Below are 23713 nucleotides of genomic sequence, written 5' to 3' on the forward strand. Positions count from 1 at the left end.
TACAATTTGTTATTCAGGTTGTGGGTTAAAGTCACTCAGTTCTGCATTTTCATCATTTTGCAGCAGGATGCTAACACGCTGTTCAGCGTCGTTTAGTTTACTTTGACCAGCACGAGCGAGGGAGATGCCTCGTTCGAACTTTTTCAGCGCATCATCTAAAGCTAGATCACCATTTTCTAGTTGATCAACCAAGCCATCAAGCTCTTCGATAGCCGCTTCAAAGCTCATATTTTCAGGTTTCTTAGTAGCCATAATAAATCTGCGTTTGGAAAGATGAACGAACGTTACCCTAGGCCGCTGAGATGGTCAAATGTAACCAAGAATTTTTGCTAGAAAGTTCGTTTTTAAGGCGCTTGAATTTACTTTGATTGAATAACCGTGGCTTTATCGAGTTTATACGCTTTGGATAAGTCCAAAGTAAGCCAATAGTTGTGATTCAAAAACGAAAAGTGTGATACTTAGACGAAGAATTAACTAAAAGATCTTATAGTCTTGCCGATAAGAATATTATCGTCGACGTAGAACTGTAAAAAAGCATGAGGAGTGCTCAGTGGATTTAGCAACCCTAATAGGTTTGATTGGTGGATTTGCCTTCGTAATTATGGCAATGATCCTAGGTGGAAGCCTCGGGATGTTCTATGACACGACATCCGTTTTGATCGTGATTGGTGGTTCAACGTTTGTTGTTCTAATGAAATTCACCATGGGACAGTTCTTTGGTGCGGCAAAAATTGCCGGTAAAGCATTTATGTTTAAAGCCGATGAGCCAGAAGATCTTATTGCTAAAGTCGTAGAGATGGCGGATGCCGCGCGTAAAGGCGGTTTCTTAGCACTTGAAGAGATGGAAATCAGCAACAGTTTCATGCAAAAGGGTATCGACCTATTGGTTGATGGCCATGATGGTGATGTAGTGCGTGCAGCACTGCAAAAAGACATCGCGTTAACCACAGAACGTCACGAACAGGGCGCTAAAGTATTTACAGCTTTTGGTGATGTTGCACCCGCAATGGGTATGATTGGTACCTTGGTTGGTTTGGTTGCCATGCTTTCGAACATGGATGATCCAAAAGCGATCGGGCCGGCGATGGCGGTTGCACTTTTAACCACTCTATATGGTGCAATTCTTTCGAACATGGTGTTCTTCCCTATCGCGGACAAACTTGCTCTACGTCGTGACCAAGAGACACTGAATCGTCGTTTGGTGATGGATGGCGTACTCGCGATTCAAGATGGTCAAAACCCACGAGTTATTGACGGTTACCTGAAGAGTTACCTTAACGAAGGTAAACGTACGATTGATGGTGAAATGGCTTAAGGGGAATAAAAATGGATGAAGAAAATCCATGTAAATGTCCCCCTCCGGGTTTGCCACAATGGATGGGAACATTTGCTGACTTGATGTCATTGTTGATGTGTTTCTTTGTACTGCTCCTCTCATTCTCTGAGATGGACGTACTGAAATTTAAACAGATCGCAGGCTCAATGAAATTCGCGTTTGGTGTACAAAACCGCTTGGAAGTAAAAGACATTCCTAAAGGTACCAGCATTATTGCGCAGGAGTTTCGTCCTGGTCGCCCAGAACCGACGCCTATTGATGTAATCATGCAGCAAACCATTGATATTACGCAGCAAACTCTAGAGTTTCATGAAGGGGAATCTGAGCGTGCTGGCGGTACGATGCGTGATCAGGGCAAGATGACGGGGGGTAAATCAGCAGAGGTTTCTGCGCACAACAACCAAAACTCAGAATCAGATCAGCAGCAACAGCAAGCTCAAGAACAGTCTCAAGAGATGGAAACCTTGATGGAGAGCATCAAGAAGGCGTTGGAGCGAGAGATCGACCAAGGCGCGATTGAGGTGGAAAACCTTGGCCAGCAAATTGTGATTCGAATTCGTGAAAAAGGCGCATTCCCATCGGGTTCTGCTTTCCTACAACCTAAGTTCCGACCATTGGTTAGACAGGTTGCTGAGTTAGTGAAAGATGTTCCGGGCATTGTCCGAATCTCTGGGCATACTGATAATCAACGTCTTGATTCTGAGCTTTATCGCTCTAATTGGGATTTGTCATCGCAGCGTGCGGTGTCTGTGGCTCAAGAGATGGAAAAGGTCCGTGGTTTCTCTCATCAACGCTTAAGAGTGCGTGGTATGGCTGATACTGAGCCAGTAGAGCCGAACGATACTGAATGGCAACGTAGCTTAAACCGTCGTGTTGAAATCAGTATTATGCAGGGCGAACCGCTTTACAGTGAAGAAGTCCCAGTAATCACTGAATAGTATTTACCAAGAATATGCATCCCAAAGCTCAATCTGTCGTAGATTGGGCTTTTTCTTTGTCTGATACACAAAAGGGTTTGTACCAAGCTAGTAAGAGAAGAGAAGAGAAGAGAAGAGAAGAGAAGAGAAGAGAAGAGAAGAGAAGAGAAGATATGGATAAATAGCTTGGATGAAATCGAGACGATAGTTTGTCACTAAGGTGAGTTTATTAATGGCACCAAAGCACGCACTCTTTTCCTTGTTTGATTTTCTCATGTATAATTCGCGCCCTTAGATTTAATATTGATCTATTATTGCTTCAATAACTATGTGAAATGACCTTTTACGTGGTGATGAACCTATTAAAATTGTGAACCTTATTGGCGTGAAAGTACTATGAAATTTATTGTTAAGCCCCACCCGGAAATTTTTGTAAAAAGTGAATCGGTGCGTAAGCGCTTCACAAAGATTCTAGAACGTAATATTCGTACTATTCTTCAGCGTCGTACTGAGTCTGTGGCTGTCTTCAACCGCCGTGACCATATCGAAGTGACGTCTGAGAGCGACAAATACTTTAAAGAAACACTTGAAGTATTGACGCAAACTCCGGGTATTCATCACTCCCTTGAAGTTCAGCAATCAGAATTTAAAGACCTGCACAATATTTACGAGCAAGTTCTTGAGCGTAGCGGTGCTCTTATTGAAGGTAAGACTTTCTCTGTACGTGCTAAGCGTCGTGGTAAGCATGACTTTACTTCTATCGAGCTAGAACGCTACGTAGGCGGCGGTCTAAACCAAGCGGTTGAATCAGCAAAAGTAAAACTGAAAAATCCAGATATTACCGTTAAAGTTGAAGTCGAGAACGATAAGCTAAACCAAGTTATTGAACGTCATAAAGGCCTAGGTGGTTTCCCTCTTGGTACTCAAGAAGATCTGCTTAGCTTGATCTCTGGTGGCTTTGATTCTGGTGTTTCAAGCTACTTACACATCAAACGTGGTTCTAAAGTGCATTACTGCTTCTTCAATCTTGGTGGCCCTGCTCACGAGATTGGTGTTAAGCAAGTTTCTCACTATCTATGGGATAAATACGGTTCATCTGCAAAGGTGAAGTTCATCTCTATTGATTTTGAACCTGTAGTTGCAGAGATCCTTGAGAACGTTGAAGACGGCCAAATGGGCGTTGTTCTTAAGCGTATGTTCATGCGTGCTGGTGGTATGGTTGCAGAGCGTTTCGGTATCGAAGCACTAGTAACGGGTGAAGCTCTTGGTCAGGTTTCTAGCCAAACGCTAACTAACCTGCGTCATATCGACAACGTGACGGACACTTTGATCCTTCGTCCACTTATCAACTGGGACAAAGAAGACATCATCGACCTGTCTCGTAAGATTGGTACTGAAGACTTCGCTAAAGTAATGCCTGAGTATTGTGGTGTTATCTCTAAGAAGCCAACCGTGAAAGCGAAGAAAGGCAAACTAGAAGCGGAAGAAGCTAAGTTTAACTTCGAAGTGCTGGATCAAGTGATCGAGAACGCTCGTATTATGGATATCCGTGATATCGAGAAAGAGAGCCAAGAACAGGCACCAGAAGTGGAGCAAGTTCAAGCCGTTGCTGAGCACGCTGTCGTTCTTGATATCCGTAGCCCAGACGAAGAAGATGAAAGCCCGCTAGAGATCGATGGTGTTGAAATCAAACACATCCCGTTCTTCAAGCTTTCAACTCAGTTTGGTGACCTAGACCAATCGAAAGAGTACTTGTTGTACTGTGACCGTGGTGTCATGAGCCGTCTGCAAGCGCTTTACTTGCAAGAACAAGGCTTCCACAACGTTAAGGTTTACCGCCCATAGTGGTGTGTTGACCAACCGTTAATAATTTTGCAAAGCCGCATACTGAAAAGTAAGCGGCTTTTTTATTGTCTATGATGAAGGATTGACAGTAGAAAGAGGCATGCGTTTGGACGTGCTATCGTCATGCTCAGCTTTGAAATTTTGGATTGATAGAACTGGTGAGATCTAAACGGGTCTATAAGTACTGAAGAAGTGTGAGTATCTTGAAGTATTCTGTTACTTTTTAGTGCAACTCAATGGTGCTATTTGTATGTGTTCAGTTGTTTATTTGAGTGGGTGTCTGATTCTGTGATTAGCGATGAAAAATAATAAAGATTAATTAGCACAGCTATTGATAAACTTATTGTTACTTTTCTTTGGACATAAAAAAACACCGCCCATAAGGCGGTGTAAACAAATTTGACAGACAGGTCAAAATAAATACAGGAAGTACATGCCTCGTTTCAGTATAGAACTGCAACAAAACATTTGGTAGAACTCTACCCAACTCGAAAAGAACGAGTTTGCAAACACAACATCGCAGGAGCTAAACCAATTGATTCTAGAGAGAATCAAGCCGTTCAGGCTAGCTGCTGCGGGATGAAATATAGAATTTCTCTGGCCGCTAGGCAATGGACAAATTATAATGTTTCAGATAAAAAAAACTAATGCTTATTTAGAGAGTAACTATGTCTCGTCGATTACCCCCATTAAACTCGCTAAGAGTGTTTGAAGCCGCGGCTCGACACTTGAGTTTTACGCGTGCCGCAGAAGAGTTGTTTGTTACTCAAGCTGCAGTGAGTCATCAGATTAAAGCGCTTGAAGAATTCTTGTCTTTGAAGCTGTTTCGTCGAAGAAATCGCTCTTTGTTGCTGACGGAAGAAGGCCAAAGCTACTTCTTGGATATCAAAGATATTTTTACATCACTGGCAGAAGCGACAGACAAAGTGCTTGAGCGAAGTGAGAAGGGCGCATTGACCATCAGTTTGCCGCCGAGTTTTGCTATTCAATGGTTGGTACCAAGGCTCGCTGACTTTAATCAGCAAGAACCTGATATTGATGTAAGAATCAAAGCCGTTGATATGGATGAAGGCTCGCTGACCGATGATGTAGACGTGGCTATTTACTATGGCCGAGGGAATTGGTCGGGGCTCAGAGCCGATAAACTTTACCAAGAATACTTAATTCCTCTTTGCTCACCTTCCGTGCTGCTAGGAGCTAAACCTTTAGAATCTCTCAGTGATTTGGCATGTCATACGCTACTGCATGATACCTCTCGAAAGGATTGGAAACAGTTTGCTAAGCAAAATGGCATTGATGGGGTAAACGTTAACCATGGCCCTATCTTCAGTCACTCAACCATGGTATTGCAGGCGGCCGCTCACGGGCAAGGTATTGCTTTGGGTAATAATGTGTTGGCGCAACCTGAAATCGAAGCAGGTCGTTTGATTGCACCTTTTGATGAAGTGTTGGTAAGTAAGAACGCCTTCTATGTAGTGTGTCATGAGAAACAAGCCGACATGGGGCGTATTGCGACTTTCCGTGATTGGATGTTGGCGAAAGCGCAAAGTGAACAAGAGGACTTACTTGATGAATAACCTCATCATTGATGGTGAAGACAGCCCAATAACCTTTATCTTTGCACATGGTGCTGGCGCAGGTATGGATCATGAGTTCATGCAGTCGGTAGCAAAAGGGTTGGCGTTTAAAGGGATACGAGTGATTCGTTTTAATTTCCCTTACATGATCAAACGTGCTGAAGATGGTAAACGTCGTCCACCTGATCGAGCACCTAAGCTACTTGAAGCCTACCAAGAGATTATCGAGCAGATTGATACCGATAAGCTTGTGATTGGTGGTAAGTCGATGGGAGGGCGTATGGCGAGCCATTTGTCCGAAGTTGATAAGGTGGCAGCAATGGCCTGTTTAGGCTTTCCTTTCCATCCTCCAGGTAAACCCGAGAAATACAAAGGGGAGCACTTAGCTGAGTTAGCAAAGCCATGCCTTATTCTGCAGGGTGAACGCGATACCTTTGGTAAGCGAGAAGAGTTTGCTGATTTCGACCTGTCGGATTCAATTCGTGTTGAGTTTATTCCTGATGGCGATCACAGCTTTAAGCCTCGTAAGAGCTCTGGCTACACCGAACAGCAGAACATAGCTTTAACCGTTGAGAAACTATCGGCGTTTATCAAAGAGGTACTTAATGAGAAGTAAGTATTTACTCACTTTTGCAGGTATCTCTGGCGCAATAGCCGTAATGCTAGGTGCCTTCGCCGCTCACGGGTTAAAAGCTCTCTTGCCAGAGTATCTGCTAGACGTGTTTGAGACAGGTGTTCAGTACCAGTTTATCCATACACTAGCAATATTGGCGTGTGGTGCTCTGCTACAGATGAAACTTGGTGCTAAATCACAAAAATATTTTTTCATTGCGGCAATTTGCTTTATCATCGGCATCCTTTGTTTTAGTGGCAGCCTTTATGGCTTAGCACTTACAGGAATAAAATGGTTTGGCCCTATAACACCGTTTGGTGGTCTACTATTTATCATTGGTTGGGGAGTCTTCTCCTTCGCTGCTTTGAATATAAAAGAGGTAACTCAGTGAAACACGTACTACTTTATTGTCGCTCTGGTTTTGAAAAAGAATGTGCTGGCGAAATTCAAGACAAGGCAACACAACTGGAAGTGTTTGGTTTTCCTCGCTTAAAGAACAATACAGGCTTTGTATTGTTTGAATGTTATCAAGCAGGCGAAGCCGATAAACTGGTAAAAGAGATCGACTTCCAATCGTTGATCTTTGCTCGTCAAATGATCGCGGTAGCGGTTGAAATCAAAGATCTGCCGACTGATGATCGTATTTCTCCAATTCTTGAGGCGCTTTCTGAGAAAGAAGGTTTCCCACGTTGTGGCGATATCCGTATTGAAACACCAGACACTAATGAAGCGAAAGAGCTTTTGAAGTTCTGCCGTAAGTTTACTGTGCCAATGCGTCAGGCAATGCGCGGTAAAGGGCTGATGACAGCGAAAGACAACGCTAAGAAGCCAGTGCTTCATTTATGCTTTATCGCTCCGGGTCACTGTTTTGTTGGTTACTCTTACCCAACTAACAACTCACAGTTCTTCATGGGTATTCCTCGTTTGAAATTCCCATCAGATGCGCCAAGCCGTTCTACATTGAAGCTAGAAGAAGCATTCCACGTATTCATCCCTCGTGATGAGTGGGACGAACGTCTGGCTCCGGGTATGTGGGGCGTAGATTTAGGCGCGTGTCCAGGTGGTTGGACTTACCAATTGGTTAAGCGCTCTATGTTTGTTCACTGTGTTGATAACGGCATGATGGCAGACAGCCTAATGGAAACGGGTCAAATTAAGCACCACATGGTGGATGGTTTTAAATTCGAACCTGACCGTAAGAACGTCACTTGGATTATCTGTGACATGGTTGAGAAGCCGGCTCGTGTTGCTCATTTAATGGGGGAGTGGATCATCAAAGGCTGGGCGAAAGAAGCACTGTTCAACCTTAAACTGCCAATGAAAGGCCGTTACGATGAAGTTCTGCAGGATATCGAAAACCTAAAGCAGTTCCTGATTGATAACAAAGTGAAGTTCAAGATGCAGGCGAAGCACCTTTACCACGATCGCGAAGAGATCACGGTTCATATTCAGTCGCTTTCGAATATCTCACCGTACTAATATTTACGTTAGTGTGTCAGTGATAAAGAAAATGCTCCTTTAAGGGGCATTTTTTATATCTGAAGTTTGTTTATGAGTTTGATTATCGCTTCGTATGGGTAGTTTAGAAAGGTTGGTCTATATGCGTTTTTTAGTCATATTTAAGTGTAAATGTGACTAATTCAACTTGGTTGATAGTCGTCGAATTGTCGACTATTAGTGTCGATATGAGACAAAAAAGCCGTAAGCTATCGATACTTACGGCTACCTAGTTCAGCGATGAAACGAAGAAGGGTTTATTTAAAATTCAGCAGTAAATTACAGCAAGAACATCCTAATCAAATTGTATTTTATTATAAGTAAGTAAATGTAAGTAAAGAATGTAAATGATAACTATTACTATTAACATTGTTATTAGTGTCGTGTACCATTCGTGCACTTTTACTTAAATCTATAAAATATAAGTCGCATTATGAAACTTAAAGCATTATCAGTAGCCGTTACGGTTGCCTTAACCTCATTTACAGCATTTGCTGCCGACGAACCAGAAACCGTAGTCGTTATCGGTTCTGCCCTTGACCAATTGATTCAGACTGAAATCAACTCTGACACACTGGAAAAGAAGCAAGCATCAGACATCAAAGATGTTTTGAATACTATGCCTAGCGTTACGGTTGACGGGAACGCACGTTACTCACGCAAAGTATTTGTACGTGGTATGGAAGACAAATTTGCCGTAGTGACTATTGATGGTGCGCGACAAGAAGGTCAGCTTTTCCACCACTCTGGTGACCAAGCGATTGATCCTGCAATGCTAAAAAGAGCTGAAATTGAATTAGGTGGTAACTCTGCACTGTCAGGTTCTGGTGCTATCAATGGTTCATTTAGCTACGAAACGAAAGACCCAAGCGATCTTCTTAAGCCGGGTGAAAGCGTTGGTGCTCGAGTAAAAACAAGCTATCAAACAGCTTATGAGCGTTTTGCAACCAACGTTGCTGTGTATGCAAAAGTGAACGACAAGCTACAGTTCATGGGTATTGCGAACTATTCAGAAGATGGCGATCTGCACATTCCTGATCAAGAAGCGGTAACCTCTAAGCAGGGTGAGCTTAAGTCGGGTTTGGCTAAAGTTGTTTTCATTCCTAATGATGCCAATGAATTTAAACTGACTTTCAACCGATACAGTGATGGTGGTACGCGTCAGCTTTCTGGCGAAAAGGCGGGTGCTCTGTATGCTGACGATAAACACGACTATCATTCGCTTAATCGCGATACAGTGACGCTACAGCACGAATACGATGCGGGTAGTGATCTAGTTCATCTGAAAAGTAATGTTTACTACAACCGTCAATACATGGATCGTGATGCTCTTGAAGGTACCGCTTGGGGCAAAACACCGGCAGGTAAATGGTTCAAAGATGGCAAAATGTCTTACCCTAAGCGTGAATACAATGTAACAACCATTGGTGGTGACATTCGTAACGTTTCTTGGGTTGGTGAGCATGAGCTTACTTATGGTCTTGAGGGCTACAAAGCCAAGCAATGGATTGATGCTGGTGAAGGCGTATATCTAAGCGGTACTAAGCAAGGCCAAACTGAGAAGTACAGCATGGATGGTGGTACGGTGACGGCTTACGGTCTGTATCTGCAAGATATGTACGAATTCAGCGATTTCCGTCTGACAACAGGTCTTCGTTACGACGTTCATAAACTGGGTGGTGTGTATAAGGGCGAGTTTGACCAACTATCTCCAAAGTTCAAAGGTGAATACCAAACAACGGAAAACCTAAAACTTCGTGTAGGTTACGGTCGTCTGTTTAAAGGCGCGTCACTACCAGAAACGCTAACGATGAAAGCACCAAGCAAAGTTAAGCAGTCTGATACTAAGGCGATGACGGGTAATAACTACGAAGCTGGCTTTGATTACGAGCTAACACGTTTGCTTGCGGCTGATTACGCGATTCTAGGTTTCACGGCTTATACCTATGACCTTGATAACCAAATGCACCCAACTAAGAACAACGCAACATTATCTAATAAGTATGATGTTGAAGTTTGGGGTGTAGAGACAGTATTGAGCTATCAGTTAGATGCATTAAGTGTTTACGCTAACCACTCTTACTCTGATGGTGAGCAAAAGAGCCTGAAAAACGGCAAGACAAGTCACATGAATAAAACCGGTATTCATAACTTTAAGGCCGGTTTTAACTACAGCCTAAACAGTGAGTTTGTGTTTGGTTGGGATTCACGCTTTGTTCCGGGGAACGATTACGAGAACGAAAAAGGCAAAGAGATCAAACGCTCTGGCTTCGCAACGCACAACATTTGGGCGGCTTACACACCGACGTTTGCTAAAGACCTAGAGATGAACCTTGGTATCGATAACCTGCTTGATAAGAAGTACGCTGAGCATACTGGTTTTGGTATCTCTTGGGGTTCAGAAAAGTACACCAGCTATGAAGCGGGTCGTAACTTTAAAGCTTCTATCGCTTATAGCTTCTAATCTGCTCTTAGCTGAAAGTTACTCTAGAAATAGAGAGTTATCAGTATAAGTGCAATGTTTCGTCTTAAAATGAAACAACAAAAAAGCCTTAGTTCAGACTAAGGCTTTTCTGTTTTCTAATGATTGAACTTCTAATTTGTTGATTTATAAGTTATTAATTTATAACACTTAGCTTCTAATGACAAAGTTCGTAACGTCGGATTAAGATACAGCTTCGTAGCGAATATCTTGCAGATTAAAACCTAAATCAATGTCTGTTTTGAGTGCAGAAACGAGCTTACATACGCGAGCCGACTCGATATGCTCATCGAATTTCTTACGATACTTTTTCGGTAGGTCTTCAGCTAGGAATGCAGTTTCGATATCAGGGTATGTCGTTAATATCTCTTTGGCAGCTTTTGGTCCTATACCTGGAATTCCGGGGACTTGGCTTGAGCTGACGCCCGTTAATCCCCAGTAATCTGCCAGTTGCTCTGGTTTTACGCCAAATTCCGCTTCGATAAAGGGCTTATCTAACCAACGGTGCTGGAAATAATCACGGATCTGAAGCGTTGGTGACAACAGTTGGCAGTAGCCCTTATCCGTGGAAATGATAGTGACGGTTTCTCCGTGCTCAGCGACTTTCTTTGCCAATGTTGCGACGAGATCATCCGCTTCATCGCCATCAGACAGCAGTGAATCAATCCCTAATTCCCACCAAGCTTGTTGAATCGCATCGAGACCTTTCATTAATGGTTCTGGCATCGGCTTACGGTTTTGCTTATAAGCGGGAAGGACTTCCGCGCGCCAACCTCGATCTTGTAAATGATGATCAAATACTGCAATGATATGAGTGGGCTTTGATTCGTTTAGGATGCGATTAAGAGTACGAGCAGTCGTGGTGATGGTTCTTGCAATATCGGTTGGGTCCGGCTGAACAGAGTGCACGCGTCGGATGAGGTTCAAGGCATCGATAATAACAAGATGGATAGACATAAGTTTCCACTAAATAGGCAATAAATAAGGGGCTGCTAGCCCCTTATAGTAACGTATCACTTGGTGAGTTGAAACTTTGGTGACGTAAACGTCATGACTTGTTTAACTTTATGCTTGTGGCTTGTTATCAGTTACTTGCCGTTATTCGCTGCTAGGCATAATTTTATAGCAAGGTACATAGTCAGTGCCGCCCGGCAGTTTCATTCGATGCTGTTCAACAAAGTCATTTAGCAGCTGGTCCATTTTTGTCATCAGCTCTTTGTCGCCATCAATCAGGAAGGGGCCATGTTTCTCTATCTCCAAAATACCTTCAGCTTTGACGTTACCTGCTACAATTCCTGAGAAGGCTTTACGTAGATTAGCCGCAAGGCTTTCTGTTTTCTGATCCATATGCAGATCAAGCGCTGCCATAGATTCATGCGTAGGGTCGAATGGCAGTTGGAACTCAGGTTCAATATGCAGTGACCAGTTGTAGCTGTAGGCATCGCCAGTCTCTTTACGGTGAGAGCGTACATCTGGCATTGCCTGCTTCATGATTTTCGCAGCGCGTGCTGGGTCATCAATTACGATCTCATAGTGTTTTTGCGCATCAGGCCCTAAGGTTTCGCCGATGAACTTGTCGATAGAACGGAAGTAAGCTTCACTCTCTTTTGAGCCTGTTAAAACAATCGGCATTGGTTGGTCGACGTTATTTGGGTGCATCATGATCCCTAAGATATACAGCAGCTCCTCAGCCGTACCTGGACCACCGGGGAAAATAATGATGCCATGCGCCATACGAACGAATGCCTCAAGACGTTTCTCGATATCTGGCATGATCACCAGTTCGTTCACTATTGGGTTTGGTGGCTCAGCCGCAATGATTGATGGTTCAGTTAGCCCTAAGTAACGGTGGTCTGTATAGCGCTGTTTCGCGTGACCAATGGCAGCCCCTTTCATTGGGCCTTCCATCGCTCCCGGTCCACAACCGGTACAGATATTCAGTTCACGTAGGCCGAGTTCATTACCTACTTCACGAGTGTATTGATACTCACTGGCATTAATTGAGTGACCACCCCAACATACAATCAGGTTAGGCTCGATGCCCGGTGTTAGCGCACCTGCATTTCTCAAGATACCAAACACAAGGTTAGTAATGTGAGTGGCATTAGTCAGGTTGAGCCTTTGGTTATCGGCTAAGTGCATGTTGACGTAAACAATGTCACGCAACACTGAGAATAGGTGTTCTTGGATACCCTTGATGATTTCACCATCGACAAAGGCATGTTCTGGAGGGTTGCTCAGTTCGAGTTTGATCCCGCGCTCACGACGGACCACCTCAACATCAAACGATTGATATTTATCGAGCAGCTCTTTGGAGTTGTCGGTGTGGCTACCCGAGTTGAGTACCGCTAACGTACAGTTACGATAAAGCTGGTACAGATCACTAGATGCGGTTTTCTTAAGACGCTCAACTTCAAGTTGAGAGAGTAAATCCATGCTACCGGCAGGGCTGATATGAGTGATCATAGTGCCTCCTTGTTGAAAAGAACTAGGGGAGGTTGGAAGTGGCCCTTTAGTTCGAGATGAGAAGCTAACGTTGAAAGTGTTTGGTTAAAGGCGAGAGAATTAACCAGACGAAACGATTACGACAGCGTTGCTCTTTTAAATACAGCATTGCTTGCCAAGAATGCTTGTTAAGCGAATGTTAATCATTAGCTTAGCAAACATTGAGGGATATGGTATGTGATAAGTATTTGAAAAAATGAAATAAATTAAATCTAGGGCTGTCTTAGTCCCAAACCAGTTGGTTGTTACCGCGCTGTTTGGCTTTGTTTAGTGTTTTATTGAGTCGCTCTAATACTTCTTCAGGTGTGTCTGACTCTTTAAACTGAGTACTTGCCGCGCACAAGGTAATTGTGATTTGTTGGTCACGGAATTTGAAAGGTAAGCGGCTGACTTGATTCTGGATGCTTTGAGTCACTTGATGGCAATATTCATCGCTTTGCTCGGGAAGTAGTAAGATGAACTCTTCACCAGAAAAGCGAGCGACAGTATCGGTAGTACCAATTTCTTTGGTGATCGCTCTTGCGATGATCTTGAGTGCTTTGTCACCAGCGGTATAGCCAAAGCTATCGTTAATTGCTTTGAAGTTATCGATATCTAGCAGCACGACTCTTAGTGAGTGTTGTGCACGAATCCAGCGACGATATTCTAACTCTAAACGATCGGTGAAGGCGGTACGGTTGTAGATCTTAGTCAGAGGGTCAAGCAGCATACGCTGAGCCTGATCTTCTAGACGCTTGCGGTAATCTTGGGTGACTTCATAGAGCGAATCTAATTGGTTTTTTCCGTAGCTCATTCTTTCTATTAGAGCTTGTTCTTTCTGTTCTGCGTGATTCAGTCTTTCTGAAAGAGAGGCAATTTCACTGAGCAGCGGGTTTATCGAAAGTTTTAAGTTATCAATATCCGTTGCTTTATCAACAGAGCTTTGGCTCTTAGTAACAAGTTCATTCAACTCCGAATTAAGACCTTGGCGATGTTCAAAATAGCTTTGGCTCTGGTCGGCGTTTTGATCTGCTGTTTTGATACTAGAAGCGAGCGAGGAATTGAGTTGTTCGATAAATTGTTCAGACTGCTTACGCTCTAGGCTCGTGCCATCAATCACCAGTTTGAGGATCTGAAGTGCTAGCTCAAGTAGGTTTTGTGTTGAAACACCAAGTAGTAGCTTCGCTCTAATATCGGTCAGTAGATCCCCCGATTCACCCTCGAAGTCGAGTTCAGTGATCAGGTGTTGTAACTCGTTTGATAGTTCGGAAAGGAGTTCTTGTTCAGTTGATTGATCTACGTCGGCAAAATGAGTGCGTGAGTTGTTTGCCATAATCTTAATGGCACGCTCATAAATGCTGAGAAGCTTCATCGCATGGTCGACTTTTTGACTGCCATGACACTCGGAGAAGCTAAGTAAGTTTCTTAGATCGCGCTTTAGCTGTGCCGGAAGGCCAGTTATACGCTGCAGCGTTTCCCCACTGTGCTTAATACTATCATCCAGATATCCGTTCTGTTTATCCATAGCCAACGTTTTTTGCTTGAGCATCCTTTCTAATACTGCCAACTTGGGGATCATTGAGCTAATGTCTTTTTGCTTTTCGAGCTCTTCCCTAAGGGCAATGAGATTTTCATCTAAATGAGTGTTGCTGCCAACACATGCATCACTTAAAGACGTAACGATACGCTTGAGAACTTTTTGTTCTCGAATAAATTTGAACGAGGTATCTCTTTGCGTCAAGCGGACTTGATCCAACTGATATTTCAGCTGGTGGAGTTGCGCCTGAATGTCTTTTTCAAGAATGCCCATAGGTGTATTAATTAGCGCCGCGTAGATCGTACTCGATCGTATAGATGAAATTCCGTGACCTTGATAATAACAAAACTAAAAATAAGGTCACGACCTACGACGTTTAACCGCTCGCAAATCAGTCATCTTTTAGCATTTTTTTGATATTGTCCTCATTCTGGTGTGAGGATTGTATCTTTATTAACCCTTGATTAATCGCATGTTTACAAGCCTCTCTTATGTTACCCGTTGCAAGGCTCGCTGCGGGGGCATTGTCGATGGCTTTAAGGTAAACCCATTGGCTACTGCGTTCTTTGAGGCTGATTTCACGTGCCAGATTGGTCGACATTAATAGTACATCGAGCAGCTCTTGGTCGTTAATCGCGGTATAAGCGCGTGGCAAGAACGGGTAGTCAGCGATGCCCATGCGGACGGTTCGATTAATGTTTCGCTCTGGTTCGAAGTGATTAATCCAAGATTGAATCTTTCTGAACATAGCCTCAGGCGATGTATCGCGGTCAGCATTTGGTTCGATATAAAGCAAGTTCGCATCCGAGAAGTGGTAGACGCGCGCAGGACCTTCGAGCTTAGATTTAAGGAACTCGCCGAAAGCATCTTCGAGTTCTAAACCTGCTTTATAACCGTTCTGAGTGTACATATTGCGTAGGAACGGCAAATCAATCATCACAAAGCGTAAACGGTCGTTGAGTGGTTCATGAATCAGCTCACCAAGTTGCCATTGTTCGAAGTTTTGGCTGGTTTGTTCTAGTGAATTTGATAGCTTTGCGTTCAGCATTCTTAGATTTGGAAGCTTTGAGCGTGAGTGTGTGAATAGGTCGGTACGCAGTGAATCCATTTCCGTGACTAAGGTTTGAATGATGTAGCCTCGGCGTAGCACAAAGAAGAACAAGACAATGCTGAACAAAAATAAGGCGAACGATATTTTCTGGAACTTATGGTGCTCAAGTTTGTATTTCTCTAATTCTTGTTCTTGACCTGCATAGTGGAGCGTTTGCTCGGCAAACTCTTTTTGTTGGCGGAATGCGTCTTCACCAACACGGTTGAGTTTTTGTTGTTCCAAAGAGACAAGGATATTGTATTGCTTGAGATTTGCTAGCGCTTGTTGTGGACGCCCTGCTTGCTCATAACCTAAAGAGAGCAAGTGGTAGGAGTGTTGCGACAGGCGCGTATTTTCTACCTGACGCGAAATCTCGAGCGCACGTGTCGCATGCTTAATTACATCTTCGCTCTCTTGCAGGTGGTATGCCAAACCTGCGGATAAGAGTGCTGCGCGGCCTTCCAATTTAGGAATGTCGGAATACTCCAGCAGTTCAAGGGCCCGTGCTAGGTATTGCTCAGCTAGAGGGTAGTTATAAAGTCGTAAGTAAGTCGCAGATAAACTTAGACGAATGTCAATGACTTGGTGGATGTCTCGGTCGGTACTCTCATGATCAAGGACATTGAAAAAGTGCACGAGGGCAAGGTTATATTTGCCTTGATTGAAGTACACATCCCCCATCTTTTTTAGTACTTGCGCTAATATGGGGGAGCTTTCAAAATTATCGTAAAAGTCAGCAGCTTGAGACAGGTGCTCTAGAGCTTTATCTAATACTTGGCGTTCAAAGAAAAGCTGTGCAAGTAGGCGGTTTACTTTGGCCAAGCGCGAACTCAGGTTACCTTCTACTGATTTCCAGTAGCCGTACAATAACTCAGATAGTGCATGGTTGTACTCTTTATGGGTAAGATAAAACTCGCCGACGGTGATGTGATAATCAATGACGACTTTTTCCGAGTGACGCTGTTCTAGGTAAGTTTTTGCTTCTTGATAGAGTTTTTCGGCTTCCCCTACGTTGTTGTTATAAGAGGAAATGTCGGCTTTCAACATGATTAAGCGATAGGTAATTCCTTCCGTCAGGCGTAAGGTCTTATTAACCGACTCTAAGCTTGTTTCTATTTTTTTTAGCTCTGATTCTGCTTGGGCAGATTTTCTGTCCGTAAGCCAAAGTAACCTAACTTTGAGTATTTCCAGATCCAACTTTAGATACTCAAGCTTATAGGTTTTTGCTAGCTCAGAGGCTTTGTCGATGTGCTGAATCGCAATACGAATGTTGCCTAGATTAAACTCTGCTTTCGCTAAGATCTTATACGCATCGATACTGCTGTTCGGGGTTCTAATCGAAGAGTCGGCCTCTTCACGAGAAATAGCTGACGGGCTCTTTTCGCGTTGATCTGAAAGGATACGTAGCGTTAGGTAGCTGTTGGCTATTCGTTTTGCTTGACTCGGTTCTATCTCAACCAAGTTATTGGCTTCATTGAGGAGCGCCGACGAATAGACCGACGCATTAACCGATGTGCTTAAGCTTAAAATGAATAGACTAACAACGTATAACCAACGCATTTCAATGTCCCTTTAAAGATTTTGTAGGTTCAAATAAGTGTGGGCGGTTCACGCCGATTATTGGCGAGCCATACGCTTATTGTGGCTTGGTCTATCTTGCTCAGTTGAACGATATGGATTGATATCCAGACCGCCACGACGCGTGTAACGTGCAAATACGGTTAGCTTCGATGGTGCACAGTATTTCATGATGTCAGTGAAGATACGCTCAACACACTGTTCGTGGAATTCATTGTGCTCACGGAAAGAAACTAAATAGCGTAGCAGAGCTTCACGGTCAATTTGCTTACCGGAATATGCGATCTCTACGCTGCCCCAGTCAGGTTGATTGGTGATTAAGCAGTTCGACTTCAATAAGTGACTATGTAGAGTTTCTTCTACTTCTTGCTCGCCAGCAGCCCCTTCAAGCAGTGACGCTTCAAAATCATAGCTCGTGATTTGGATGTCTTGATTGTCGATACAGTCACCTTCCATCGTCACGATAGGTTGGTTGGTGTAATCGGTTACTGAGTTTACATTCACAACCACAAATTCGCCTGCACATGCCGACAAATCTTGAGTTAGACGCTCAGTGACTTGATCCCAGTTTTCAAACTGAGTTTGGTTGTAGCTGTTTAGGTACAGCTTGAAAGATTTTGACTCAATCAAATTTTGGCTGGTTGCCGGAATGAACACTTCACCAACAGCCACTTGTGGTAAGCCATTGGTGTTTAGCCACGAAAGCTCGTACATCGTCCAAATATCATGACCAACAAAAGGTAACTCTCCGTTTAGCGCAAGATCATTACGATTAAGGCTACGAGGTACTGGTTGCAATAAACTTGCATCGTATTGGTTAGAGTACTCAGTTTTTTGGCCTAGGGTTAAACCCGCTAGCTCTTTTGCGTCAGAATATTTGCTCATACTTTCGTTTCAAATTCGATTAGAATGGGGTCGATTTTACTGAATCCCCATTACCCTGTCATTAAGTCATCGCTTAATCGGCACGGAAAGGGCTCGGATTCTATTTATTATTTTGTGTTTAGGAGATTTTCATGACTCAACGCGCTCAAGACGCACTACTTTCTTTCAGTCAGCGATACGTTGACGCGTGGCAGCAGCAACACCAAAGCTTACCTCGTAATGAGGAGTTAGTGGACATCGTATCGCCATGCGTAGAAGAAAAGAGTGGTGATGCCGTGTTGTGGAAACACTATCCACGTGAGCAATTCGCAGATTTCACCAATGTTGAAACGGGTATTGAGTTGACTCTGCATGAAGACGTCAAGACTTTCTACGGCGCACAATTTAGTGCGGATATGAACGCGACTTTTGATGGTAACGAACTGACACTGTTACAGATTTGGAGTGATGAAGATTTCGAATGCCTACAAGAAAACATCTTAGGTCACCTAGTGACTCAGCGTCGTTTGAAGCTAAAACCAACGGTTTTCATTGCCGCGACTGATGCTGAACTGGATGTTATCTCTATCTGTAACCTAACGGGTAACGTAATCCTAGAGCGCTTAGGCACCAAAAATCGTGATGTACTAGCCGAGACATTGGCAGAATTTTTAGAAAAGCTACAACCAGCGGTATAAATAGATGTACGTACTAGAACTTCAATTTGAGTGTTTTGATAACACAACGGTAAGCGCTGTCGATAAGGCGGTTAATGGCTTAATGGATGCACTTCGTTATAACGGACAAGTGTTAGGTCGTGAGTTTCCAATCGTGATGGGTGACGGTGAATTCTATGTTCGCGTTGTGTGTCCGGAGCAAGATAGCTTACACCCACGTAATCATTCAGACTTCGTCAAAGTCTGTTTCGAGCGCTTATCTGCGGTGAGTTTATTAGCGCCTAAGATGCGTCTGCTTGGCCGAGACCTTAATTCCGAAGAAGTAGCCGAAGATGAAACACCAAGTTGGCAGGTGTTATACACGACATTCGTACACACTTGTTCACCGCTGCGCAGCGGCGATAGCTTGTTACCTATTCCACTATATCGCAACCCGCCGACATTTAATGGCGATCATAAAGCCGTACTGAAATGGCAGACCGAATGGCAAGCCTGTGATGAAGTGCAAATGGGTGGTGGTTGCCGTGCTGAACATGCAACGCTAACCGAGATCAGTGATACTAAGAGTGTGCTGTTTAAACGCGGTTGGGGTCTAAGAGGGCGCATTGAATTTCTGACTAAGATTCCAACTTACTACTACTTATATCGTGTCGGTGGGATCAGCCTGAAAGATGAAAAAGAGCGCAAATGTCCGCAATGTGGTGGTGAATGGCTGCTTGATGCACCAATCCACGATATTTTCTATTTCAAGTGTGATGATTGCCGTCTGGTATCCAACATTTCTTGGGATCATCTTAAATAGACATCGTTCATTTTTTATGAGTTGGGCCTATGAACTTTAGAACCATTTAAATGGAACATGAGTTTATTGTTATAGGGTAATTTTTAATGCTAAAACTTTGAGAGCTTATTTTTATGAACAAAATTAAAATATTCAATATTTTTTTATCGTTATCTGTGGTTTTGCTCTTTGGTTGTTCTTTTTCAAAGTGGGAACAGATTAATTTGGATTCGGAAAATTTTGAGTCGTATGGTAACGAGAGTTCAGAGGTGGTTATCATTAACGCACAGGGTGGTGCTTTCCCTGATTTAGAACGAAACTTCCTTCGAGAAATGTTTTCTTGGTTAGATTTGGGTCGTTATATGCTATTGAACGTCCATCAAACTCAAACTAAGCCTGGTAGTGATTTTGAATCTAGAGAAATCACATTCGAGGACGCTAAAGAAGCGGATAAGCAAAGTGTTTTGTGGTTATCGGAAACCATTAACAAATTTAAAGATAGCGGCAAGCGTGTTTATGTCGTAGGTGCTTCATTTGGTGCGTTTATGGTTCAAGAGTCGCTAGCAACTCAAGGTAATGTTGCTGATGGTTATCTCTTGATGGTCGGACGGTTAGATATGCCAAGTGAAGTATGGACTGAGTTTGCAGGTGGACGAATGGTGGGGTTTGAAGATAACAATACTATAGTCGACTTTTCAGCGCAGGAAGCGGGAATGGGGGGGGATGGTCTTTACACCGATATCAACATGGCTAAACTATCTGCAGGGTTAGCATACAATCGTTATTCTGAGACCCTAAAAGGTCTCGATATGAGAAATGTTACATATGTTTACGCAGCGTCGGATGAGCAAGTTGGGGCATTGACGGAGGCTGAAACCTCATTTCTCAGAGAGCATGGTGCTAAGGTCATAATAAAAGATACTGATCATGTAGAAACAGCTCTTTCAATAAAACCCATACTACAGGCGATGATAGAAGAATAAGTTAAAAAAAAGCTGATACAGAAGGTATCAGCTTTTTTGTATTACACGTTAATTATCAGCCTTAATTTACCAACCTTTAACTACGCCACCTTGGAAGATGTCAGAAGCTGCGTTGTACACTTCTTCAGTTTGATATGCTTTAACGAAGTTTTGTACGTTTTCTGCATTTAGGTTGTCTTTACGAGAAACGATTAGGTTCACGTATGGAGAATCTTTGTCTTCAACGAATACGCCATCTTTTTGTGGAGTCAGGTTGATAGAGCTCGCGTAAGTAGTGTTGATGATAGATAAAGTTACATCATCAAGAGAACGTGGCAGTTGAGCTGCGTCTAGTTCAACAATCGTTAGGTTCTTAGGGTTACCAACGATGTCACGAACGGTAGCTAGAAGACCTGCACCTTCACGAAGTTCAAGTAAACCTTGCTGCTCAAGAAGCAGTAGAGAACGACCTAGGTTTGTTGGGTCGTTTGGTACAGCGATACGAGCACCATCTTGGATTTCGTCTACCGATTTAACTTCTTTTGAGTAACCTGCAATAGGGTAAACAAAAGTGTTACCTGCGACCGTTAGCTTGTAACCACGGTCAGCAACTTGCTGATCTAGGTACGGCGTGTGTTGGAATGCATTGATGTCGATAGAACCATCATCTAGCGCTGCGTTAGGTGTTACATAATCCGTAAAAGTGACCAGTTCAACATCCAGGCCGTATTGCTCTTTCGCGACTTTAGCTGCTACTTCAGCAACTTGTGCTTCTGCACCTGCCATTACGCCAACTTTGATCTTAGAAGTATCGACTTCTTTATCACCACAACCTGCTAGTACTAGCGCTGAAGCTGCTGCTGCAATAGTAAGTAAACCTTTAAGGTTAAATTTCATAATAATCTCCTTTTAATAAATCTATTTAATTTGGTTCAGACGACTTTGATTTTGGTCTGTAAGTCGTTATCTGTGGTCAACGCGGCGAACTAATGAATCACCGATTGATTGAATAATTTGTACTAGCACAATCAACATGACGACTGTTACTGCCATAATGGTCACATCGTAGCGGTGAAATCCGTAACGAATCGCGACATCACCTAGGCCACCACCACCCACAGTTCCAGCCATTGCCGAGTAACTCACAAGAGTCACTAGCGTAATCGTCACTGAGTTGATGATAGTCGGCAGTGCTTCAGGAAGCAGAACCTTATTGATGATTTGTGTGGGTGTTGCGCCCATTGACTGAGCTGCTTCCACTAGACCTGTTGGTACTTCAAGTAGTGCACTCTCGATAAGTCGAGCTACGAATGGGATAGCACCAATCGTCAGCGGAACAATCGCTGCGGTTGTACCGATGAAGGTACCAATCAGCATCTTAGTGAGAGGGATGATCGCTACCATCAGTACTAAGAAAGGCACAGAACGGCCCACGTTCACAACCGCACCAAGAATTTTGTTTAGCTTGGTGTTCTCTAACAGGCCACATTTTTTAGTCGTGTGTAGAATAACGCCTAATGGAATACCGACAGCGAAACCAACGATGCCAGCAACAGCAACCATGTAAAGTGTCTCGCCTGTTGCTTCCAATAGAAGGTTGCCGTTAAGGCTGATCCAGTCAGCAATCTCGTTGAAACTAAAGGACATAACCAAGCACCTCTACTTTTACATTGTTGTCGCGTAGGAATTGGATAGCAGCATTATCATCGGCTTCGTTACCGAACAGCTCAGCGACCATCATGCCGAACTTCACGCCGCCGGCGTAATCGAGGTCAGAGCTTAAGATGCTGACATCGATATTGAATTTACGCGCAATTTGCGTCATCAGTGGAGCATCAACCGTTGCACCAGTAAACTCAAGACGTACTAATGGGTAGCTACTGTTAACGCGAGTCTCTTGCAAACGCGCTTGATAATCTTCAGGGATAGATAGGTCTAGCGTTGAGCGAATAAACTGATGTGCTAGCTCTGTCTTAGGGTGTGCGAAGATGTCGCCAACTGTGCCTTTCTCTACTAGCTCGCCACCGCCAATGATCGCGACTTCGTGACAAATGCTCTTAACTACGTCCATCTCGTGCGTAATAAGTAGGATCGTGATGTGTAGCTTGCGGTTGATTTCACGTAGCAGCTCAAGAATAGATTGAGTCGTTGCTGGATCCAGAGCACTGGTCGCTTCATCACACAGTAGTACTTTCGGGTCTGAAGCTAGCGCACGAGCAATCGCGACACGCTGCTTTTGACCACCACTTAAGTTCGCAGGGTAGGTATCACGCTTATCCGATAGGCCGACAAGCTCAAGTAGTTCACTCACTTTCGCTTCAATCGCAGCTTTATCTTTACCAGCAAGCTCTAAAGGCAGTGCTACATTGTTAAATACAGTACGAGAAGACAGCAGATTGAAGTGTTGGAATATCATGCCGATGTTACGGCGTGCTTCGCTAAGTTCTGATTTGCTGAGTTTTGTCAGGTCGATACCGTCAACAATCACTTCACCTGATGTTGGAGCTTCCAACATGTTTACACAACGGATAAGGGTACTTTTGCCTGCACCTGAAGAGCCGATGACTCCAAAGATTTGACCTTGAGGTATGTGGAGGTTGATATCAATTAAGGCATTGATTTCTTTAGTGCCTTGATAAAAAACCTTATTGACTTGATTCACTTTAATCATAGAGAAACCCGTGCAGGTAGAACAGAATAATATATTGATGACTCACTCGATTTACAGATGATGCTATGGTGTTCTATGATCTAAGTCAATAGATATTTTTACGTCTAGACGGCTAAACGCGAGTTGCGAAGTTAAACTAGAAACAAATCGTTAACGAACGCAAAACTAAATAGATAGTGATGAAGCAAATAAAGCGTGTAATAATTAATGATTAATAGAGAGTTGATAGAGAACTGAATTTTGTCTAAACCTGCTGTTTTTTTAGATCGTGATGGTGTGATTAACGTTGATCACGGCTATGTACATGATGAACATGACTTTGAATACATCGATGGTGTGTTTGAAGCGGCGAAAGCGTTTAAAGATATGGGTTATTTATTGGTGTTAGTGACCAACCAATCTGGTATTGCTCGCGGCATGTTTAGTGAAGACCGTTTTCTTTCTCTAACGCAGTGGATGGATTGGAACTTTGTTGATAACGGCGTTGAGCTAGATGGTATTTATTACTGCCCGCACCATGCTGAGCACGGTGTTGGTGACTACAAACAAGATTGTGAATGTCGTAAGCCAAAGCCAGGCATGTTCATTTCTGCGCGTGACTTTCTGAAGATTGATATGGTTAACTCGGTCATGATCGGCGATAAAGCTGAAGATATGATGGCTGCAGAAGCGGCGGGTGTTGGCACTAAAGTACTGGTAAGAACTGGTAAGCCAATCACTGAAAAAGGTGAAGCGCTTGCAAGTGTCGTGCTTGACAGTATTAAAGATGTACCAGCATTCTTAAAAGGTTAAGACACTAAGT

Annotated in this window: 21 protein-coding genes; 12 read left to right on the top strand and 9 right to left on the bottom strand. The window is 43.4% G+C overall.

Features of this window, described 5'->3' with window-relative positions:
* Positions 1 to 9: 9 nt before the first annotated feature.
* Positions 10 to 252 carry an exodeoxyribonuclease VII small subunit gene (xseB, locus tag ACED60_RS03975; protein WP_004734405.1) on the bottom strand — a complete coding sequence of 81 codons (243 nt, stop codon included), beginning with the start codon at positions 250 to 252 and terminating at the stop codon, positions 10 to 12.
* 298 nt (positions 253 to 550) lie between these two features.
* Here xseB and pomA point away from each other — a divergent pair, with 298 nt between their 5' ends.
* The 8 genes from pomA (at position 551) to ACED60_RS04015 (ending at position 10249) form a co-directional block, all read left to right on the top strand.
* A complete protein-coding gene (pomA, locus tag ACED60_RS03980) occupies positions 551 to 1315 on the top strand; it encodes a flagellar motor protein PomA (RefSeq protein ID WP_009847464.1) in 765 nt (254 codons plus the stop codon).
* 11 nt (positions 1316 to 1326) lie between these two features.
* On the top strand, positions 1327 to 2274 hold the full coding sequence (locus ACED60_RS03985) for a flagellar motor protein MotB (RefSeq protein ID WP_009847463.1): 948 nt from the start codon (positions 1327 to 1329) through the stop codon (positions 2272 to 2274).
* A gap of 375 nt (positions 2275 to 2649) precedes the next feature.
* Positions 2650 to 4098, top strand: a complete 1449-nt coding sequence (thiI, locus tag ACED60_RS03990) for a tRNA uracil 4-sulfurtransferase ThiI (RefSeq protein WP_371726977.1) — start codon at positions 2650 to 2652, stop codon at positions 4096 to 4098.
* 668 nt (positions 4099 to 4766) lie between these two features.
* Entirely contained in the window at positions 4767 to 5675 is a 909-nt protein-coding gene (locus ACED60_RS03995) for a transcriptional regulator GcvA (protein ID WP_017063339.1), read from the top strand.
* Positions 5668 to 6291 carry an alpha/beta fold hydrolase gene (locus ACED60_RS04000; RefSeq protein WP_371726978.1) on the top strand — a complete coding sequence of 208 codons (624 nt, stop codon included), beginning with the start codon at positions 5668 to 5670 and terminating at the stop codon, positions 6289 to 6291. Before ACED60_RS03995 ends, ACED60_RS04000 begins: the two co-directional genes overlap by 8 nt.
* Positions 6281 to 6679, top strand: a complete 399-nt coding sequence (locus tag ACED60_RS04005) for a DUF423 domain-containing protein (protein ID WP_135383009.1) — start codon at positions 6281 to 6283, stop codon at positions 6677 to 6679. The genes ACED60_RS04000 and ACED60_RS04005 overlap by 11 nt, the downstream gene beginning before the upstream one ends.
* Positions 6676 to 7767 carry a 23S rRNA (cytidine(2498)-2'-O)-methyltransferase RlmM gene (gene rlmM / locus ACED60_RS04010; RefSeq protein WP_029223796.1) on the top strand — a complete coding sequence of 364 codons (1092 nt, stop codon included), beginning with the start codon at positions 6676 to 6678 and terminating at the stop codon, positions 7765 to 7767. Before ACED60_RS04005 ends, rlmM begins: the two co-directional genes overlap by 4 nt.
* A gap of 451 nt (positions 7768 to 8218) precedes the next feature.
* Positions 8219 to 10249 (top strand): TonB-dependent receptor, encoded by a 2031-nt coding sequence (locus ACED60_RS04015; protein ID WP_371726979.1) that lies wholly within the window; start codon positions 8219 to 8221, stop codon positions 10247 to 10249.
* A gap of 201 nt (positions 10250 to 10450) precedes the next feature.
* On the opposite strand, the gene xni is transcribed toward ACED60_RS04015, so the two are convergent.
* The 5 genes from xni to queF all read right to left on the bottom strand — a co-directional run bounded on the left by xni (position 10451) and on the right by queF (position 17841).
* Positions 10451 to 11224 carry a flap endonuclease Xni gene (gene xni, locus ACED60_RS04020; protein WP_371726980.1) on the bottom strand — a complete coding sequence of 258 codons (774 nt, stop codon included), beginning with the start codon at positions 11222 to 11224 and terminating at the stop codon, positions 10451 to 10453.
* Between the two features lie 141 nt (positions 11225 to 11365).
* The gene (ppnN, locus tag ACED60_RS04025) at positions 11366 to 12733 is read right to left on the bottom strand and encodes a nucleotide 5'-monophosphate nucleosidase PpnN (protein ID WP_135383013.1); all 1368 of its coding nucleotides are present in this window, start codon (positions 12731 to 12733) and stop codon (positions 11366 to 11368) included.
* Between the two features lie 262 nt (positions 12734 to 12995).
* Positions 12996 to 14561, bottom strand: coding sequence for a diguanylate cyclase domain-containing protein (locus ACED60_RS04030; RefSeq protein WP_371726981.1), 1566 nt, complete (start codon positions 14559 to 14561; stop codon positions 12996 to 12998).
* Between the two features lie 118 nt (positions 14562 to 14679).
* Positions 14680 to 16938 (bottom strand): lipopolysaccharide assembly protein LapB, encoded by a 2259-nt coding sequence (locus tag ACED60_RS04035; protein ID WP_012604632.1) that lies wholly within the window; start codon positions 16936 to 16938, stop codon positions 14680 to 14682.
* A gap of 57 nt (positions 16939 to 16995) precedes the next feature.
* Positions 16996 to 17841 carry an NADPH-dependent 7-cyano-7-deazaguanine reductase QueF gene (gene queF, locus ACED60_RS04040; protein ID WP_122046018.1) on the bottom strand — a complete coding sequence of 282 codons (846 nt, stop codon included), beginning with the start codon at positions 17839 to 17841 and terminating at the stop codon, positions 16996 to 16998.
* Between the two features lie 131 nt (positions 17842 to 17972).
* On the opposite strand from queF, the gene syd reads away from it, so the two are divergent.
* The 3 genes from syd to ACED60_RS04055 all read left to right on the top strand — a co-directional run bounded on the left by syd (position 17973) and on the right by ACED60_RS04055 (position 20261).
* On the top strand, positions 17973 to 18518 hold the full coding sequence (gene syd / locus ACED60_RS04045; protein WP_009847453.1) for a SecY-interacting protein: 546 nt from the start codon (positions 17973 to 17975) through the stop codon (positions 18516 to 18518).
* Between the two features lie 4 nt (positions 18519 to 18522).
* Positions 18523 to 19299 (top strand): Zn-ribbon-containing protein, encoded by a 777-nt coding sequence (locus tag ACED60_RS04050; RefSeq protein WP_371726982.1) that lies wholly within the window; start codon positions 18523 to 18525, stop codon positions 19297 to 19299.
* 113 nt (positions 19300 to 19412) lie between these two features.
* A complete protein-coding gene (locus tag ACED60_RS04055) occupies positions 19413 to 20261 on the top strand; it encodes a hypothetical protein (protein WP_012604629.1) in 849 nt (282 codons plus the stop codon).
* A 66-nt stretch (positions 20262 to 20327) separates the two neighbouring features.
* On the opposite strand, the gene ACED60_RS04060 is transcribed toward ACED60_RS04055, so the two are convergent.
* The 3 genes from ACED60_RS04060 to metN form a co-directional block, all read right to left on the bottom strand.
* Complete coding sequence (locus ACED60_RS04060; RefSeq protein ID WP_012604627.1) at positions 20328 to 21137, bottom strand: MetQ/NlpA family lipoprotein; 810 nt, start codon at positions 21135 to 21137, stop codon at positions 20328 to 20330.
* Between the two features lie 66 nt (positions 21138 to 21203).
* Positions 21204 to 21887 (bottom strand): methionine ABC transporter permease, encoded by a 684-nt coding sequence (locus tag ACED60_RS04065; protein ID WP_371726983.1) that lies wholly within the window; start codon positions 21885 to 21887, stop codon positions 21204 to 21206.
* Positions 21877 to 22911, bottom strand: coding sequence for a methionine ABC transporter ATP-binding protein MetN (metN, locus tag ACED60_RS04070; protein ID WP_012604625.1), 1035 nt, complete (start codon positions 22909 to 22911; stop codon positions 21877 to 21879). Before metN ends, ACED60_RS04065 begins: the two co-directional genes overlap by 11 nt.
* Positions 22912 to 23151: 240 nt before the next feature.
* Between metN and gmhB the strand changes: the two genes are divergently transcribed.
* The gene (gene gmhB / locus ACED60_RS04075) at positions 23152 to 23703 is read left to right on the top strand and encodes a D-glycero-beta-D-manno-heptose 1,7-bisphosphate 7-phosphatase (RefSeq protein ID WP_371726984.1); all 552 of its coding nucleotides are present in this window, start codon (positions 23152 to 23154) and stop codon (positions 23701 to 23703) included.
* The last annotated feature ends 10 nt before the right edge of the window (positions 23704 to 23713 follow it).

Origin of the sequence: Vibrio sp. 1F279 (assembly GCF_041439815.1) — a bacterium.
GTDB classification, from domain to species: domain Bacteria; phylum Pseudomonadota; class Gammaproteobacteria; order Enterobacterales; family Vibrionaceae; genus Vibrio; species Vibrio tasmaniensis_A.

Excerpts from the sequence above, each read along its gene's own strand:
- xseB (WP_004734405.1), bottom strand. The coding sequence starts at position 252 with ATGGCTACTAAGAAACCTGAAAATATGAGCTTTGAAGCGGCTATCGAA.
- ACED60_RS03985 (WP_009847463.1), top strand. The coding sequence starts at position 1,327 with ATGGATGAAGAAAATCCATGTAAATGTCCCCCTCCGGGTTTGCCACAA.
- thiI (WP_371726977.1), top strand. The coding sequence starts at position 2,650 with ATGAAATTTATTGTTAAGCCCCACCCGGAAATTTTTGTAAAAAGTGAA.
- ACED60_RS03995 (WP_017063339.1), top strand. The coding sequence starts at position 4,767 with ATGTCTCGTCGATTACCCCCATTAAACTCGCTAAGAGTGTTTGAAGCC.
- ACED60_RS04000 (WP_371726978.1), top strand. The coding sequence starts at position 5,668 with ATGAATAACCTCATCATTGATGGTGAAGACAGCCCAATAACCTTTATC.
- ACED60_RS04005 (WP_135383009.1), top strand. The coding sequence starts at position 6,281 with ATGAGAAGTAAGTATTTACTCACTTTTGCAGGTATCTCTGGCGCAATA.
- ACED60_RS04015 (WP_371726979.1), top strand. The coding sequence starts at position 8,219 with ATGAAACTTAAAGCATTATCAGTAGCCGTTACGGTTGCCTTAACCTCA.
- xni (WP_371726980.1), bottom strand. The coding sequence starts at position 11,224 with ATGTCTATCCATCTTGTTATTATCGATGCCTTGAACCTCATCCGACGC.
- ppnN (WP_135383013.1), bottom strand. The coding sequence starts at position 12,733 with ATGATCACTCATATCAGCCCTGCCGGTAGCATGGATTTACTCTCTCAA.
- ACED60_RS04030 (WP_371726981.1), bottom strand. The coding sequence starts at position 14,561 with ATGGGCATTCTTGAAAAAGACATTCAGGCGCAACTCCACCAGCTGAAA.
- ACED60_RS04035 (WP_012604632.1), bottom strand. The coding sequence starts at position 16,938 with ATGCGTTGGTTATACGTTGTTAGTCTATTCATTTTAAGCTTAAGCACA.
- queF (WP_122046018.1), bottom strand. The coding sequence starts at position 17,841 with ATGAGCAAATATTCTGACGCAAAAGAGCTAGCGGGTTTAACCCTAGGC.
- syd (WP_009847453.1), top strand. The coding sequence starts at position 17,973 with ATGACTCAACGCGCTCAAGACGCACTACTTTCTTTCAGTCAGCGATAC.
- ACED60_RS04050 (WP_371726982.1), top strand. The coding sequence starts at position 18,523 with ATGTACGTACTAGAACTTCAATTTGAGTGTTTTGATAACACAACGGTA.
- ACED60_RS04055 (WP_012604629.1), top strand. The coding sequence starts at position 19,413 with ATGAACAAAATTAAAATATTCAATATTTTTTTATCGTTATCTGTGGTT.
- ACED60_RS04060 (WP_012604627.1), bottom strand. The coding sequence starts at position 21,137 with ATGAAATTTAACCTTAAAGGTTTACTTACTATTGCAGCAGCAGCTTCA.
- ACED60_RS04065 (WP_371726983.1), bottom strand. The coding sequence starts at position 21,887 with ATGTCCTTTAGTTTCAACGAGATTGCTGACTGGATCAGCCTTAACGGC.
- metN (WP_012604625.1), bottom strand. The coding sequence starts at position 22,911 with ATGATTAAAGTGAATCAAGTCAATAAGGTTTTTTATCAAGGCACTAAA.